15 protein-coding genes are annotated in these 17,132 nt (G+C 61.3%); all 15 read left to right on the top strand.

All coding sequences use genetic code 11. The annotated features are described in order from the left end of the window. Window positions 1–342: DUF4115 domain-containing protein (locus WCA85_RS05595; RefSeq protein WP_424062173.1), on the top strand; the 342-nt coding region annotated here is incomplete at its 5' end. An 82-nt stretch (window positions 343–424) separates the two neighbouring features. Next, window positions 425–1,741, top strand: coding sequence for a flavodoxin-dependent (E)-4-hydroxy-3-methylbut-2-enyl-diphosphate synthase (ispG, locus tag WCA85_RS05590; RefSeq protein ID WP_424062172.1), 1,317 nt, complete (start codon window positions 425–427; stop codon window positions 1,739–1,741). Window positions 1,742–1,761: 20 nt separating this feature from the next. Then, window positions 1,762–3,102, top strand: coding sequence for a histidine--tRNA ligase (gene hisS / locus WCA85_RS05585; protein WP_424062171.1), 1,341 nt, complete (start codon window positions 1,762–1,764; stop codon window positions 3,100–3,102). A gap of 66 nt (window positions 3,103–3,168) precedes the next feature. Beyond that, window positions 3,169–3,798: a YfgM family protein gene (locus WCA85_RS05580; RefSeq protein WP_424062170.1), complete on the top strand. Its 630-nt coding sequence runs from the start codon at window positions 3,169–3,171 to the stop codon at window positions 3,796–3,798. 62 nt (window positions 3,799–3,860) lie between these two features. Continuing rightward, complete coding sequence (bamB, locus tag WCA85_RS05575; RefSeq protein WP_424062169.1) at window positions 3,861–5,006, top strand: outer membrane protein assembly factor BamB; 1,146 nt, start codon at window positions 3,861–3,863, stop codon at window positions 5,004–5,006. Window positions 5,007–5,486: 480 nt separating this feature from the next. Further along, the gene (der, locus tag WCA85_RS05570) at window positions 5,487–6,824 is read left to right on the top strand and encodes a ribosome biogenesis GTPase Der (protein ID WP_424062174.1); all 1,338 of its coding nucleotides are present in this window, start codon (window positions 5,487–5,489) and stop codon (window positions 6,822–6,824) included. 142 nt (window positions 6,825–6,966) lie between these two features. Continuing rightward, window positions 6,967–7,203, top strand: a complete 237-nt coding sequence (gene hfq / locus WCA85_RS05565) for an RNA chaperone Hfq (protein ID WP_006051315.1) — start codon at window positions 6,967–6,969, stop codon at window positions 7,201–7,203. Between the two features lie 31 nt (window positions 7,204–7,234). After that, complete coding sequence (gene hflX, locus WCA85_RS05560; protein WP_424062168.1) at window positions 7,235–8,467, top strand: GTPase HflX; 1,233 nt, start codon at window positions 7,235–7,237, stop codon at window positions 8,465–8,467. Between the two features lie 30 nt (window positions 8,468–8,497). Then, on the top strand, window positions 8,498–9,889 hold the full coding sequence (hflK, locus tag WCA85_RS05555) for an FtsH protease activity modulator HflK (protein WP_424062167.1): 1,392 nt from the start codon (window positions 8,498–8,500) through the stop codon (window positions 9,887–9,889). A gap of 11 nt (window positions 9,890–9,900) precedes the next feature. Further along, window positions 9,901–10,803: a protease modulator HflC gene (gene hflC / locus WCA85_RS05550; RefSeq protein ID WP_424062166.1), complete on the top strand. Its 903-nt coding sequence runs from the start codon at window positions 9,901–9,903 to the stop codon at window positions 10,801–10,803. 43 nt (window positions 10,804–10,846) lie between these two features. Then, complete coding sequence (locus WCA85_RS05545) at window positions 10,847–11,038, top strand: DUF2065 domain-containing protein (RefSeq protein ID WP_424062165.1); 192 nt, start codon at window positions 10,847–10,849, stop codon at window positions 11,036–11,038. A 253-nt stretch (window positions 11,039–11,291) separates the two neighbouring features. Further along, complete coding sequence (locus WCA85_RS05540; RefSeq protein ID WP_424062164.1) at window positions 11,292–12,443, top strand: ATP phosphoribosyltransferase regulatory subunit; 1,152 nt, start codon at window positions 11,292–11,294, stop codon at window positions 12,441–12,443. 156 nt (window positions 12,444–12,599) lie between these two features. Beyond that, a complete protein-coding gene (locus WCA85_RS05535) occupies window positions 12,600–13,946 on the top strand; it encodes an adenylosuccinate synthase (protein ID WP_424062163.1) in 1,347 nt (448 codons plus the stop codon). Window positions 13,947–13,949: 3 nt separating this feature from the next. Beyond that, window positions 13,950–14,534 (top strand): phosphoribosyltransferase, encoded by a 585-nt coding sequence (locus WCA85_RS05530; protein ID WP_424062162.1) that lies wholly within the window; start codon window positions 13,950–13,952, stop codon window positions 14,532–14,534. A gap of 302 nt (window positions 14,535–14,836) precedes the next feature. Further along, window positions 14,837–16,723, top strand: a complete 1,887-nt coding sequence (locus tag WCA85_RS05525) for a potassium transporter Kup (RefSeq protein WP_424062161.1) — start codon at window positions 14,837–14,839, stop codon at window positions 16,721–16,723. The last annotated feature ends 409 nt before the right edge of the window (window positions 16,724–17,132 follow it).

Raw genomic sequence — 17,132 nt, 5'->3', positions numbered from 1 at the left:
GTCGGCTCGCAGCCTGCGGCACTGGCTGGCAGCAAGGCAGCAAGCGCGCCGCAGGTGGCCACCGCCGCGTCTCAGGCAGAGGCAGCCTCGGCGGGTGAGTCGATCGTGGCGATCCGCGTGACGCAGGATAGCTGGTTCAGCGTGCGGCAAAACGACGGCAAGGAGTTGTTCTCCGGTCTCGTGAAAGCAGGCGACAGCAAAGAGATTTCAGGCGTTGGGCCGTTCAAGGTCACTGTCGGCAACACGGCGGGGCTTGATTCGATAACGCTCGACGGCCAACTGGTCGATCGGTCGAAATATGCGTCCGCCAAGGGTAATGTGGCGCGAATGACGCTGCCTTGATATGGTGCGCGTCGCGGTGCATTGAGCTGCGGCGCTTTTTCAATTCGTGCGGCATGCGCGACGCGTGGCGCATGTGGCGTTAATGGGTTTTTCGATGCATTCCGAAGCTCAATCCCAAAGCAGCAGTCAGATTTCTTCAAACGAGCCGGTGTTTGGCGGTCATGCGCCACGTCGGCAATCTCACGCTGTGGACGTCCGTTGGGGCGGTCAGCTTGTGACGATCGGCGGCGATGCGCCAGTGCGGGTGCAGTCGATGACCAATACCGACACTGCTGATGCAATCGGTACGGCGATCCAGATCAAGGAACTCGCACAGGCGGGCTCGGAACTGGTGCGCATCACGGTCAACACGCCGGAAGCCGCTGCTGCGGTGCCGGCCGTGCGTGAACAGTTGGACCGCATGGGCGTGTCGGTGCCGCTCGTTGGCGATTTTCACTACAACGGCCACCTGTTGCTGCGTGACTACCCCGCGTGCGCAGAGTCGCTGTCGAAGTACCGTATTAATCCGGGCAACGTTGGACACGGTGCGAAGCGCGACACGCAATTCGCCCAGATGATCGAAGCGGCGATCAAGTACGACAAGCCGGTGCGCATCGGCGTCAACTGGGGCAGTCTCGACCAGGATCTGCTTGCCAAAATGATGGACGAGAACGCCGCGCGTTCCACGCCGTGGGAAGCGCAAAGCGTGATGTACGAAGCGCTGATCCAGTCGGCCATCGGCTCGGCCGAACGCGCTGTCGAATTGGGCCTCTCGCGCAACAAGATCATTCTGTCGTGCAAGGTCAGCGGCGTTCAGGATCTGATCGCGGTGTACCGCGAACTCGCACGCCGTTGTGAATTCGCGCTGCACCTTGGCCTGACCGAAGCCGGCATGGGCTCGAAGGGCATCGTCGCCTCGACGGCTGCGCTGTCGGTGCTGCTCCAGCAAGGTATCGGCGATACGATCCGGATTTCGCTCACGCCTGAACCGGGTGGACCGCGCACGGGCGAGGTGATCGTCGGCCAGGAAATTTTGCAGACCATGGGCCTGCGCTCGTTCACGCCGATGGTGATCGCGTGCCCGGGTTGCGGCCGTACCACCAGCACGCTGTTCCAGGAACTTGCGTCGCAAATCCAGACGTATCTGCGTACGCAGATGCCGGTCTGGCGCGACCAGTATCCGGGCGTCGAGAAGATGCACGTCGCGGTGATGGGCTGTATCGTCAACGGTCCTGGCGAGTCGAAACAGGCCAACATTGGCATCAGCCTGCCGGGCTCCGGCGAGAATCCGGCGGCGCCAGTATTCATCGACGGCGAAAAGGCGAAGACGCTGCGCGGTGAGCACATCGCCGAAGAATTTCAGCAAATTGTGAGCGATTACGTCGAGCGCACCTATGGCCGCGCGACCGCGCTCAACTAAGAACCGTCAATCGAAGACAGATGACTGAACAGAAGAAAAAGCTCGAGAAATTGTCCGGTGTGAAGGGCATGAACGACATCCTCCCGCAGGAAGCAAACCTGTGGGAGTTTTTCGAGGCGACCGTCAAATCGCTGCTCCGTTCTTACGGATACCAGAACATTCGCACGCCGATCGTCGAGCATACGCAACTGTTCACGCGCGGTATCGGTGAAGTGACCGACATCGTCGAGAAAGAGATGTACAGCTTCACCGACGCGCTGAACGGTGAAAACCTGACCATGCGTCCGGAAAATACCGCCGCCGTCGTGCGCGCTTCGATTGAACATAACATGCTGTACGACGGTCCCAAGCGTCTGTGGTACATCGGGCCGATGTTCCGCCACGAGCGTCCGCAGCGTGGCCGCTATCGTCAGTTTCATCAGGTGGGTGTCGAGGCGCTCGGATTTGCCGGCCCGGACACTGACGCTGAAATCATCATGATGTGCCAGCGTCTATGGGACGACCTGGGCCTGACCGGCATTCGCCTTGAAATCAACTCGCTGGGTCTCGCGGAAGAGCGCGCGGCACATCGTGTGGAGTTGATCGCGTATCTGGAAAAGCACATGGACGTGCTCGACGAAGATGCCAAGCGTCGCCTGTACACGAACCCACTGCGCGTGCTGGATACGAAGAATCCGGCGCTGCAGGCAATCGTGGAGGGCGCGCCAAAGCTTATCGATTTTCTGGGTGAAGCGTCGCGCGCCCATTTCGATGGGCTGCAACGCATCCTGAAGTCGAACAACTTGCCGTTCGAGATCAACCCGCGTCTCGTGCGCGGTCTCGATTATTACAATCTGACGGTGTTCGAATGGGTGACCGACAAGCTCGGCGCGCAAGGCACCGTAGCGGCAGGCGGCCGTTATGATCCGCTGATCGAACAGTTGGGTGGCAAGCCCACGGCCGCATGCGGCTGGGCGATGGGCATCGAGCGCATTCTCGAACTGTTGAAGGAAGAGAACCTCGTGCCGGAAGACGAAGGTTGCGACGTGTACGTGGTCCATCAGGGAGACGCGGCGCGCGAGCAGGCCTTCATCATCGCCGAGCGTCTGCGGGACACCGGCCTCGACGTCATTCTGCATTGCAGTGTCGACGGTCAGGCAGCCAGCTTCAAGTCGCAGATGAAGCGCGCCGATGCAAGCGGCGCCGCCTTTGCGGTGGTCCTCGGCGAAGATGAGATCGCCAACGGCACGGTCGGCGTAAAGCCGCTGCGCGATACCAGCCAGAGCGGTGGTAAGAACGAGCAACAGAACGTACCGGCCGAGGACTTGACCGAATTTCTAATCAATGCGATGGTTGCATCCGCCGAAGACGGCGACGACTGATTGCGATGCCGTCGGCCCTGCGGTTCGACACATACAAGGTAATAAAAGAGAAGGAATCGCCTGGCGATGAGTTATCACGACGAACAAGAATCGATTGAAGGACTGAAGGCATGGTGGGCGCAGTGGGGTAACGCCACGACGTGGATCGTGCTGGTGGCACTGATCGCGTCAGCAGGCTGGAACGGCTGGAATTTCTGGCAACGGCGTCAGGCAGCGGAAGCGGCTGTGCTGTATGACCAGGTTCAACAGGCTGTGAATTCCGGCGACAAGGCCATGATTGGCCGCGTGTCCACGGACATGGAAAACAAGTTTGGCGGTACTGCCTACGCGCAGATGACGGCACTCGCCGCGGCGAAGGCGCTTTACGCCGCTGGCGACGAAGCGGGTGCGAAGGCTCAGCTGCAATGGACCATCGATAACGCAAAGGACGACGAGTTCAAGCAGATCGCCAAGCTGCGCCTCGCTTCGCTGCTGCTCGACGACAAGGCCTACGATCAGGGTCTCGCGCTGCTTGCCGAGCCGCAATCCGACGCGTTCAAGGCCGTCGTGGCAAACGGTCGCGGAGATCTGCTCGCCGCTCAAGGCAAGCGCGATGACGCACGCGCCGCTTACAAGCTCGCGCTCGACACGCTGTCGAAAAGCGATACATCCGAGCGCCAGTTGATCCAGTTCAAGCTGGACGCACTGGGTGGTTGATCGCTATAGGCGACAATCCACCAGTTCAATTTGATTAATCTCCCTAAATGCAACGTCAACCGATGAATCTGCTGAAACGCTACGCTGTGCCCGTTGCCTGTGCGATGACCGTCTTCATGTTGGCGGCTTGCTCATCCACGAAAGACGACCGGCGCGTGCCGACGCCGCTCACCGATTTCAAACCCGTGCTGACCGTGCAGCAGGCCTGGAAGTCGAGCGTCGGCAAGGCAGGACGCTACCTGTTTTCACCGGTTGCGGTCGGCAATGCAGTGTATGCGGCTGGCACGAATGGCTCGGTCGCGAAGATCGACGCGCAAACCGGCAAGGACATCTGGCGCGTGAAGGTGGGCAGCGACCTGTCGGCAGGTGTGGGCAGCGACGGCACGCTGACCGCGGTCGGCGCCCTCAAGGGCGAAGTGTATGTGCTCGGCCAGGACGGCAAGCTGCTGTGGAAGAACACCGCACCGGGCGAAATCATCTCGCCGCCGCTGGTGGGTAATGGCTACGTGATCGTGCGTACGGTCGACGGTCAGATCACGGCGTTTAACGCCGAAACCGGCGAGCAGAAGTGGGTCTACCGCAACCGCGCGGTGCCGCTCAATCTGCGGGTGTCGTCGGGCATGACGTTCGCGGGCTCGCAGGCTGTGCTGGCCGGCTTCCCGGGTGGCTCGTTCGCCGCCATCAACGTGCAGACGGGCGACGCCTTTTGGGAAACGCCGGTGTCCTATCCGAAGGGTGTGACCGAAGTCGAGCGGATCAATGACGTGACCGGGCCGCCTACGCTGGTCGCTGCTGAGACCTGCGCCGTGACGTTCCAGGGCCAGCTCGGCTGTTTCGATGCGAACTCGGGCCGTCCGCTGTGGGAAAAGGCGTTCTCGAGCACCACGGGTCTCGCGCAGGATGAAAGCACGGTAGTGGGCGGTGACGACTGGTCGGTCGTGAACGCTTTCGACGCCACGAGTGGCAACCTTTTGTGGACCAACGACAAGCTGAAGAATCGCGAGGTCAGCGTGCCGTTCCTGCTCGGTCACGCGGCGGTGATGGGCGACTATCAGGGCTTCGTGCATTTCCTCTCGCGTGACGACGGCACGTTCGTTGCGCGCATGCCGACCGACGGCAGCGCGATTACCGCTGCGCCGGTGCTGGCGGGCGACACGCTGGTGGTGCAAACGCACGACGGCGATCTGTACGGTTTCCGCCCGCAGTAAGCACTGCGTCGGCTGATGCCATAATTCGCGCTGGCCGGCTTAGCCGGCCGCGCGCGTTTTTGCTGTAACGCCCAGGCAAGCGGCTGGTGACGGAGCAACTGAGTCACCCGATTTACCTGATTCATCTGAAGCATGCGAAGCTGGGCCACTGAATGGGCTCTAGCAGATCAAGTAGAAACAGAACCATAGACTGCTGGCCTGGCTGGTCCGGCAGTTGTTGAACCCGAGGCGGTCCGCGTCACCGTCCGATTCCAGCGGCATCAGCATGCCGCAGGCGCTGCAGCGCAACGGTTAGCCGCATGAAACCCGGCTGCGCCCATACAGCCAACCCAACGTCCGCCTGGCGGCGCATATTTGCTGCGCATCCGGGGCCGGCCGAATTCGTGATAATTTGCGTCAAACGCAGCCGCGACGCGGCCGCATGGCGTCGTGCGCGGGATGGTTGATCTCGACCCCGCGTTTCACCGTGAACAACATCTGATGAAACCCGTTATTGCCCTTGTGGGGCGCCCCAATGTGGGGAAATCCACGCTATTCAACCGCCTCACGCGCTCGCGTGATGCGCTCGTTGCCGACCTGCCGGGTCTGACGCGCGATCGCCACTATGGCGAAGGCCGCACTGGCGAGCGGCCCTATCTCGTAGTCGATACCGGTGGCTTCGAGCCGGTCGCGAAGGACGGCATCCTTCACGAAATGGCGCGCCAGACCCGCCAGGCAGTCGAGGAGTCAGACATCGTCGTGTTCATTGTCGACGGCCGTAATGGACTCGCGCCGCAGGACAAGTCGATTGCCGACTATTTGCGCAAGACCGGCCGGCCGATCTTCCTGGTCGTCAACAAGGCCGAGGGGATGAAGTACAGCGCGGTGGCGGCGGACTTTTACGAGCTGGGTCTCGGCGACCCGCGCGCTATTTCAGCAGCGCACGGCGACGGCGTGACCGAGATGATCAACGAGGCGCTGGAAGTGGCGTACGCCGGTCAGCCGGAAGAGGGCGACGAGGAGAAGGCGGCGCGCGGCACCAAGATTGCCATCGTGGGGCGCCCGAACGTCGGCAAGTCGACGCTGATTAATGCCCTGGTGGGCGAAGAGCGCGTGATTGCGTTCGACATGCCGGGCACGACGCGCGATTCCATCTACGTCGATTTCGAGCGGCAGGGCAAGCCCTACACGCTGATCGACACGGCGGGTCTACGCCGACGCGGCAAGGTGTTCGAAGCGATCGAGAAGTTCTCGGTGGTGAAGACGCTGCAATCGATCTCAGACGCCAACGTCGTGATCCTGCTGCTTGACGCCCGCCAGGACATCTCGGAGCAGGACGCGCACATCGCCGGCTTCGTCGTCGAACAGGGCCGCGCGCTGGTAGTTGGCGTGAACAAATGGGATGGTCTGGACGCCCATGTGCGGGACCGCACAAAAGCCGACTTGCAGCGCAAACTAAAATTCCTCGACTTCGCCAAGTTTCACTTTATTTCGGCCGCAGAGAAAACGGGGATCGGCGCGTTGATGCGCTCGGTTGACGACGCTTACGCCGCTGCAATGGCCAAGCTTCCGACACCGAAGCTGACGCGGGCGCTGATCGACGCAGTCGAATTCCAGCAGCCGCGCCGCCGGGGTCCGGTGCGCCCGAAGCTGCGTTACGCGCATCAGGGAGGGCAGAACCCACCGATCATTGTGATCCATGGCAACGCACTCGACGCGATCACGGAAACGTACAAACGCTACCTCGAAAACCGCTTCAGGGAAACTTTCGGGCTGACCGGGACTCCATTGCGCATAGAGTTCAGATCATCCACGAACCCTTACGCGGACAAAGGCTGAAACCCGCGTGTGTGTTGGGTTTGGCCGGATGGCCAGGCTGCGCGCGCGAAAACGAAAATCGGCTATAGTGTAGCGGTTGACGGCGGATTTCTTTTTCTTCGTTGTCAATTTAGTCAACCTGCAAAAAAATACGGAGTTTGCTATGAGCAACAAAGGGCAATTGTTACAAGACCCGTTTTTGAACGCACTGCGTAAAGAGCATGTGCCGGTGTCGATCTACCTGGTCAACGGCATCAAGCTTCAAGGGAACATCGAATCGTTCGACCAGTACGTCGTGTTGCTCCGGAATACGGTCACTCAGATGGTCTACAAGCACGCAATCTCGACAGTCGTGCCAGCCCGTCCGGTGAATTTCCACCCGGATTCCGAACAGTCCTAACCTCTCGTCGCGGCCGGCGCAGTGTCGCCCGTTGGCGATAACTCCCGGCCGCCTCATTTTGATACCCTCCAATTTGATCAACGCAGCGCTTGTCGGCATCGACTTCGGTAAGATCGATTTCGAAGCCAGTCTCGAAGAACTCAGTCTGCTCGCGCAAAGCGCGGGTGCGAATCCCATCGTTACCCTCACCGGGCGCCGCTCTAGTCCCGATGCCAAGATGTTCGTCGGCAGCGGCAAGGCCGAAGAACTGCGGCTCGCGTGCGAGGCGAACGACATTGAAATCGTCATCTTCAATCATGCTCTGGCGCCTGCGCAGCAGCGCAATCTGGAGCAAGCGCTTAACAGGCGCGTGATTGATCGCACGAGTTTGATCCTCGACATCTTTGCGCAGCGCGCCCGCAGCCACGAAGGCAAGCTGCAGGTCGAACTCGCGCAACTGCAGTACCTGTCCACGCGGCTGATCCGCGCATGGACCCACCTGGAACGGCAAAAAGGCGGTATTGGCCTGCGCGGTCCGGGTGAAACCCAGCTTGAAACCGACCGCCGGTTGATCGGCGAGCGTATCAAGGCGCTCAAGACGCGCCTCGAAAAACTGCGCCGGCAGCACGGCACCCAGCGGCGCGCGCGAGAGCGCAATCGCACGATGTCGGTGTCGCTGGTTGGTTATACGAACGCCGGCAAGTCGACCCTCTTTAACGCGCTGACCAAGGCGCAGGCGTATGCGGCGGACCAGTTGTTCGCGACGCTCGATACGACTTCGCGGCGCTTGTACCTGGGCGACGAAGTTGGGCAGGTGGTGGTGTCCGACACCGTCGGTTTCATCCGCGAGTTGCCTCACCAACTGGTGGCGGCGTTTCGTGCCACGCTCGAAGAAACCATTCACGCCGATCTGCTGCTGCACGTAGTGGATGCATCGAGTGCTGTGCGACTTGACCAGATCGACCAGGTCAACGAGGTGCTGCACGAAATTGGTGCGGACAACATCCGTCAGGTGCTGGTGTTCAACAAGATCGACGCGGTGCCAGAGCTGGCGGCCCGAGGCGAGGCGGTTGAGCGGGATGAGTATGGTAATATTTCGCGCGTCTTTTTGAGCGCGCGCACCGGGCAGGGGCTTGATACGTTGCGTGCTGCCATCGCCGAAATCGCAGCTGCTGAATCTCTTTCTGAAGTGCAGCGTGACCAGCCGGAAGAAGGCCGGCTTGCAGAACCACGCGACGACCGCAAGGTCCCGAGCTCGGGTACTGACCCGTTCCAATTGCACTGACCCGCTGACTACTCTGGTGAACGAACACAGGTGAACGATTACAACGAGCGGAGTATCTGGCTGCGCCTGCGCGCCGTCCTGTCGATGAACGATCCGCGCTGGGGCCGGGGTGAGGGCAATGGCGACCGTCAACGTCCAAACGATCCGAAACGGCCGCCGCCCAATAAGGATGGCGAAGGGCCGCCGGACCTCGACGAGATGTGGCGCGAGTTCAACCGCAAGCTGAGCGGCGTGTTCGGTCGCAAGGGCATGGGCGGTGGTTCGGGCCGTCCGGATAACGGTCGCGGTGCGCGTATTGGCGTGGGCATTGTGATCGGCGTGCTGATCGCCATTTACCTGGGCAGCGGCGTGTTTGTGGTTCAGGACGGGCAGGCCGGCGTCGTTACGCAGTTCGGCAAATATCGCTATACCGCGGCACAGGGCGTGCACTGGCGCCTGCCGTATCCGTTCGAAGCGCAAGAGCTGGTGAATGTCGGCGAGGTGCGCTCGGTCGAAATCGGCCGTAACAACGTCGTTCGTCTCGCTAACGTCAAGGATGCCTCCATGCTTACGCATGACGGCGACATCGTCGACGTGCGTTTCGCCGTTCAGTATCAGGTGCGCAACGCCACCGACTACCTGTTTCGCAGCGCCGATCCGGATCAGAGCGTCGTACAGGCTGGGCAGGCGGCCGTGCGTAGCATCGTCGGCGCGCGCAGCACCGACGACATTCTCTATCAGGATCGCGAAACAATCCGTCAGCAGCTGACTGATGCGATCCAGCATTCCCTGGACGAATCGCAGACTGGGCTTGTCGTGACCGGTGTGACGATCCAGGGTGTACAGGCGCCCGACCAGGTGCAAGCCGCCTTCGACGACGCAGCGAAAGCTCATCAGGACCGCGAACGGGCGAAGGCCGACGCACAGGCATATGCCAATGATGTGTTGCCACACGCGCAGGCTGACGCGGCACGTGTTGTCGATGAAGCGAAGAGCTACAGCGATCAGGTGGTGGCGCAAGCTCAAGGCGACGCCGAGCGCTTCAAGCAGGTCTACGAACAGTATTCCAAAGCGCCGGCGGTTATCCGCGAGCGCATGTACCTGGACACCATGCAGCACATCTACGCGAATTCGACGAAGGTCTTTGTCGACAGCAAGGCCAGTAACAACGTGATGTATCTGCCGCTCGACAAGCTGGTCGAGGCAACCCGTCAGCATGCGGAGCAAGCCGCTGCGGCAAGCGGTGCATCAGGTGCCGTCGCGGCGCTTGCGCCGCAAGCTGCCAGCGCGGCGTCTGCTCCGAGCGGCGCAGCCACTGCCACTGCCGCTTCCGCGGCGGACACCGCTAGCGCAAGTGCAGCTAGCGATGCCGATGCCGCCAGCGACCCACTGCGTTCGCGCGATGCGTTCCGCAGCCGCGGCCGCGAAGACGACATTCAATGAGGAGCGCAAACATGAATCGAATCATTGCGCTCGTCGTGGCTATCGTCGTCGTCCTGTTTGCGGCGTCGTCGATGGTATTCGTGGTCGACCAACGTCACATGGCGGTAGTGTCTGGGCGTGGCGACGCTGCTCCGGCCCTGCTCGGCCCTGGCCTGCACGTGAAGCTGCCGCCGCCGCTGCAAAGTGTGATGCTGGTCGACAGCCGGGTGCGGTCGCTGGACACGCCGGACGAAGACCGGTACATCACTTCTGACAAGACCGATTTGCTGGTCGACCCGGTCATCAAGTATCGCGTCACGGATCCGCTCAAGCTTTTCGCGCAAACCAAAGGCGACGAGCAAACCTTACCGGACCGGCTGGCGTTGCTCGCGCGTAGCGCGCTAGGCGATGCGTTCGCCAAGGTCACGTTGAGCGACGCGCTTGGCAAGCAGCAAGCCATCGCGGACGAAGCGCGCGGCGCTATGGCGCAAGCGGCTGGATCGCTCGGCGTCGACGTGCTGGATATCCAGTTGGCCCGCATCGATTTTCCCGCGGCAATGGCCGATTCCGTCTACAAGCGCATGAACGCGGCGCGTGAGCAGGCGGCGAGCGCCGAGCGCGCCAAGGGTGTGGCCGAAGCCGATCAGATCAAGGCAGACGCAGCCAGCCAGCAACAGGCGCTGCTCGCGCAGGCAAACCTGCAAGCGCAGACCATCAAGGGTGAGGGCGACGGCAAGGCCGCCGCGATCGCCGCGGACGCCTATGGCCGCGATCCCCAGTTTTATCAGTTCTACCAGAGCATGCTGGCTTATCGGAACACCTTCAAGCCGAACGACGTGATCGTGGTCGATTCGAGCAGCGAGTTTTTCCGCTTCATGCGTAGTCCGACCGGCGATGTGTCGCCGGACGCCACCGCGGCACCTCGCAAACACTGATACTGGAGCGCCGCGGCATACGGATCGCGGCATCCTCATTCGCATGGATATAGCCGGCTCGTTATTGCTCGCCGTTGCGTTGATGCTGATTATCGAGGGGATGTTTCCCTTCGTTTTTCCGGCCGCATGGCGGGACACGTTTCGTAGAATAGCGGAACGGCCCACGCATCAGATCCGCATTGGCGGGCTGATCGTGATGGTGCTCGGATTGCTGCTGCTGCTGGTCGCGACCTGAGTGACCCAGGCGGCCTGTGTGGCTGTGTTGGCACATGTGATTCAGGTGGCTTAAACAACGCAAGATGGCCCACCCGCTCTAGCGGGTCACGCGTGCAGGCCTACGGCCGTGACGCGAACGACCAGGCCTCATGGGCACGTTGTGTAAGCCACATGCGAGGAGCGTCTTCGCCAAAGGCGTAGCTGCCCGGTGCTACCCCATTTCATTTCCCGGCGCGCCCAGGCGCCGAGTTCAACGTCGTAGGACTGTATCGATGTCGACCTGGTTACTTCCCGAGAATATCGCCGACGTGCTGCCGTCGGAAGCCCGCAAGATCGAAGAGTTGCGGCGTCATCTGCTGGACCGTTTTCGTGTGTACGGCTACGAGATGGTCATGCCGCCGCTGCTCGAATACATTGAGTCGCTGCTGATCGGCGGGGGCCACGACCTCAATCTGCGCACGTTCAAACTGGTCGACCAGTTGTCGGGCCGCACGCTCGGTCTGCGCGCCGACATGACGACGCAAGTGGCGCGTATCGATGCGCACTTGCTGAACCGTCAGGGTGTGACTCGCCTTTGCTACGCCGGCAATGTGCTGCACACGCGTCCGCGTGGTCTGCATGCCACCCGTGAACAGATTCAGATCGGCGCCGAAATTTACGGCCACGCTGGGCTTGAAGCGGACCTCGAAATCCAGCAGTTGATGCTCGACGCGCTGCGTCTTGCTGGTCTTGCGAAAGTCCGTCTCGACCTGTGCCATGCCGGCGTGCTAGCCGCGTTGATCGAAGCGGAGCCTGCTGCCGCGGCGCTCGGTGAGTCGCTTTACGGAGCGTTGGCGGGCAAGGACGTGCCGCGTCTGGCCGAACTGACGGCCAGCCTGAACCCGGTCGTCCGTGATGCGTTGCGGGCGCTGCCGTCACTGTATGGCGATGCCTCGGTGCTTGAAGAAGCCCGCAAGCGTCTGCCTGATATGCCTGAGATCGCCCGGGCACTCGACGATCTGGCTTTCCTCGCCAGTCAGGTGGAAGGCGCGGAAGTGATGATCGATCTGGCTGATCTGCGCGGTTACGCGTACCACAGCGGCGTGATGTTCTCGGCCTACGTGGATGGCGTGCCGAATGCGGTCGCTCGTGGCGGCCGTTATGACCATGTCGGCCAGGCCTATGGTCGCGCACGCGCGGCCACCGGTTTTTCGCTCGATTTGCGCGAAGTCGCGCGCATCTCGCCGGTCGAGGCACGCAGCAGTGCGATTCTCGCGCCATGGCAGCACGACGACGCATTACGCGCGAGTGTGGCGGCACTGCGTGACGCCGGTGAAGTGGTGATCCAGGCGTTGCCGGGCCACGACCATGCGCTGGACGAATTTGCGTGCGATCGCGTGCTGGTCGAGCGCAACGGTGCGTGGGTCGTCGAACCCCGTTCCTGAGCGTTGAAGCTGAGCATTGAAAAGAGGGGCGCGGCGGCCAGCCGCGTTATTTCGATATACCCAGGATAACGTGCATGCCGTTGAGCGGAAACGGAAAAATTCGGAAGGTTCCGCGAACATGGGTAGAATACGTTTTTAACCAGCATACGAAACAACATGTCTGCCAGCGCAGTGAATGTGAACCCCGGGCGTAACGTCGTCGTCGTGGGGACCCAATGGGGTGATGAAGGCAAGGGCAAGATCGTCGACTGGCTGACGGACCACGCTCAAGGCGTCGTTCGCTTCCAGGGCGGTCACAATGCCGGTCACACGCTTATCATCGGCGGCAAGAAAACCATCTTGCGTCTGATTCCGTCGGGCATCATGCATCCCGGCGTCGCGTGCTACATCGGTAATGGCGTCGTGTTGTCGCCGGAAGCGTTGTTCAAGGAAATTGGCGAGCTCGAAGCCGCCGGCGTGGATGTCCAGAAGCGCCTGTTCATTTCCGAAGCCACCACCCTGATCCTGCCGTACCACGTTGCCATCGACCAAGGTCGCGAAAAGCGCCGTGGCGCGGCCAAGATCGGCACTACCGGCCGCGGCATCGGCCCGGCCTACGAAGACAAGGTGGCACGCCGCGGTATGCGGGTGCAAGACCTGTTCGAGCCGGAAACCTTCGCCGAACGCCTGCGCGAAAATCTCGATTACCACAACTTCGTGCTGACGCAGTACCTGGGCGTCGACGCTGTCGACTTCCAGCAAACGCTCGACACGATGCTGAGCTACGCCGATCGCCTGAAGCCGATGGTGGTTGATGTGTCGCGCCGTTTGTACGACGAAAATGCCGCCGGCCGCAATCTGTTGTTTGAGGGCGCGCAAGGCACACTGCTCGACATCGACCACGGCACCTATCCGTTCGTCACCTCCAGCAACTGCGTGGCCGGTGCGGCCTCGGCGGGCGCTGGTGTCGGTCCGCAAAAGCTGAACTACATCCTCGGCATCACGAAGGCGTATTGCACACGCGTGGGCTCGGGCCCGTTCCCGAGCGAACTGTACGATGCGGACAACGCTGATCGTCAGGAGCAGATCGGCCTGACGCTCGCCACGGTCGGCAAGGAATTCGGCTCGGTCACGGGTCGCCCGCGCCGCACCGGCTGGCTCGATGCTGCCGCGCTGCGCCGCTCGATCCAGATCAACGGCGTCTCAGGTCTGTGCATGACCAAGCTCGACGTGCTCGACGGCCTCGACGAAGTGAAGCTGTGCGTGGGCTACACGGTGGATGGCAAGGACTGCGATATCCTGCCGCGCGGCGCCACGGAAGTGGGGCGTTGCGTGCCGGTGTACGAGACGTTCGGCGGCTGGAAGGAAAGCACCGTCGGCATCAAGGAATGGGACAAGCTGCCTGAAAACGCGCGTGCCTATCTCACGCGTGTGCAGGAAGTGGCTGGCGTGCCGATCGACATGGTTTCGACCGGCCCGGATCGTGACGAGACGATTCTCCTTCGCCACCCGTTCAAGGTTTAACAGATGACGCAGGGTGTACCCATGATTGCGATGAAGGACCCGCGCAACGACGACAAGAACCTGTGGGTCGGTTGGGACGAATATCACCGCCTCATCGAACTGTTGGCGCTGGCCGTCCACGAGTCGGGTTGGAAGTTCGACAAGATCCTGTGTCTTGCACGTGGCGGTCTGCGCGTGGGCGACCAGCTCTCGCGCATCTACGATCTGCCGCTGGCGATTCTGGCCACCAGTTCGTATCGCGAAGCAGCGGGCACGGAGCAGGGCGAACTCGACATCGCGCAATACATCACGATGACGCGCGGCGAACTGTCCGGCAACGTGCTGCTGGTCGACGATCTGGTTGATTCGGGTGTGACGCTCGCGCGTGTGCAGCAGCATCTGAAGGAGCGTTATCCGGCGATTACCGCAGTGCGCTCGGCCGTGCTTTGGTACAAGGGTTGTTCGAAGGTGACGCCCGACTATCACGTGCAGTTTTTGCCGACCAACCCGTGGATCCATCAACCGTTTGAGGAGTGGGACACGGTGCGTCCGCACAATCTGGGCGCATGGATCAAGCGCGGCATGGCGCAGGAGCGCGCGGAAAAGTGATGCGTGTCCACACGCTCAGCGTGTGGCATCAAATCCGAAAAAAAGGAACTCTGATGGGTTCCTTTTTTTTCGTCCGCAGGGTTTGCAGCGGACCGTGCGATCCAGAAAGCATGATGGCGGCCCCTTTCGACCCTTGCCCACAACGCTTCACGCGCGGCCTGAGAGGCTGACGTGCCCGGAGCTCGGTGCTAAACTGCGCGGGCTGTCCACGTGGTGTACGAACAACAGGCCGGGGCGCTTCCTTACAGCCAGTTTAGAATAGCGCTCGTTTTTCGCCGCTCAGGAACGGATCACTCGCGTTTATGACAGAGTCCAATCACGTGCACAAACAGCCTTTAGCCACGCTCGCGCTCGCCGCGGTCGGCGTGGTCTTCGGCGATATCGGCACAAGCCCGTTGTACTCGCTGAAAGAAGCATTTAGTCCCGCGCACGGCATTCCACTGACTGACCAATCCATCCTCGGCGTGATCTCGCTGCTGTTCTGGGCGATTGTGATTGTCGTCGGCGTGAAGTACGTGCTGTTCGTGATGCGGGCCGACAACAACGGCGAGGGCGGTGTGCTGGCATTGATGGCACTGGCGTTGCGCTCGGTTGATCCAAAGAAAAGACTCGCTGGCCTGCTGGTGATGCTCGGCATCTTCGGCGCCTGCATGTTCTACGGCGATGCGGTCATTACGCCCGCCATCTCGGTGATCTCGGCTGTCGAAGGCCTGGAGATCGCGGCGCCGAATCTGACGCATCTGGTGCTGCCGCTCACCATCGTCATTCTCATCGCGCTGTTCTGGATTCAACGGCATGGCACTGCGATGGTCGGGCGGCTATTCGGTCCGATCATGGTGTTGTGGTTTTTCGTCATTGGGCTGCTCGGCCTCATGCATATCGTGCAGTCGCCCAGCGTGATCCGCGCGCTCAATCCGTACTACGCGTATTCGTTTATGGCCGCGCACGTGCTGCAGGCTTATGTCGTGCTCGGTTCGGTCGTGCTGGTATTGACCGGCGCCGAAGCGCTCTATGCCGACATGGGACACTTCGGCGCCAAGCCGATCCGGGTGGCCTGGTATGCGCTGGTGATGCCCTCGCTGGTGATGAACTATTTCGGCCAGGGCGCGCTGCTGATGCACGACCCGAAGGCAATCGAAAACCCGTTCTTCCTGCTTGCCCCCGATTGGGCGCTGCTGCCGCTCGTCGTGCTATCCACTGTGGCTACCGTGATTGCCTCGCAGGCGGTGATCTCCGGCGCGTATTCGCTGACGAGCCAGGCTATCCAGTTGGGCTACGTGCCGCGCATGAAAATCCTCCACACGTCGGATCTCGCAATCGGGCAGATTTACGTGCCGGTGGTGAACTGGATGCTGCTTTTCATCATCCTGTGCATCGTGGTGGCCTTCAAAAGTTCGGACAACCTCGCGGCTGCCTACGGTATCGCCGTGACGGCCACCATGGTGATCACCACGATTCTCGCCTGCGTGGTAATGGTGAACGTCTGGAAGTGGAACAAGCTACTGGTGGCGATGATTATCGGCGGCCTGATGATCGTCGATCTGGGCTTCTTCGGCGCGAATCTGTTGAAGGTCGAAGAGGGCGGCTGGCTGCCGCTTGGCATCGGCGCGTTGCTATTCTTCCTGCTCATGACCTGGTTCAAGGGCAGGATGATCGTCAAGGAGCGCACAGCCGCTGACGGTATTCCGCTTATGCCGTTCCTGAAGGGCTTGCTTGCGCATCCGCCGCACCGCGTGTCGGGCACTGCGATCTATTTGACTGGCAGCGACACGCTCGTGCCGGTGAGCTTGCTGCACAACCTGAAGCACAACAAGGTGCTGCATGAGCGGACCATCTTTCTGACCTTCGTGACGCTCGATATCCCTTACGTGCAGGACGCCGATCGCGTTACGGTGAGCGAAATCGGCGGTGGGCTGTATCTCGTGAAGGCGGCGTACGGCTTCAATGAGACACCAGATGTGAAGGCGGTGTTGCTGGATGTAGGCAAAATGCACGACATGACGTTCGAAATGATGGACACGTCGTTCTTCCTCGCGCGCGAGACCGTGGTACCGACCCAGTTGCCGGGCATGTCGGTGTGGCGCGAGCGGGTGTTTGCGTGGATGCATCAGAACGCCGCCAAGCCGACCGATTTCTTTAGTATTCCGGCCAATCGGGTGGTGGAGTTAGGGACGAAGATCGAGATTTGAGGCGACGATGAGCGCGTCTTGGTAAAGGTAGAAGGAGCAGTCGTCGTGCTCGGAAAGGCCGCACGAAGACGAGCGACTGAAGGCCGCGCGGCTGAAGAACGATAAGACCAGCCCGAACAAAACAGCCCAATCGGCTCACGCTGATTGGGCTGTTTGCGTTTCTGATGTCGCCAGGTTGTCGTTGGAGCGCGGTATCGTTGCGCTCCTGCTAATGCGGCTCCCAGAGCCGCGACGTACGCGTCTCAGAGTCCGCGCATTCGCGTCTTTCGCGGCCGGCCAGCACTTTTGCTCTTGGCCATCACGCCCGGACAAGCGGCCAGGCGCACCGTCGCCGCGCTGTTAGCGCTTGAGCTTGGCGAAAGCCGCAGCCATCGCACCACCCGGTTCCGGCTCGCGCGAACGTTGCTGC

Source organism: Paraburkholderia sp., from assembly GCF_049581445.1.
Classification (GTDB): Bacteria; Pseudomonadota; Gammaproteobacteria; order Burkholderiales; family Burkholderiaceae; genus Paraburkholderia.
Note: the sequence above shows the minus strand (reverse complement) of the source record. Positions and strands in the feature narration are given on the sequence as shown.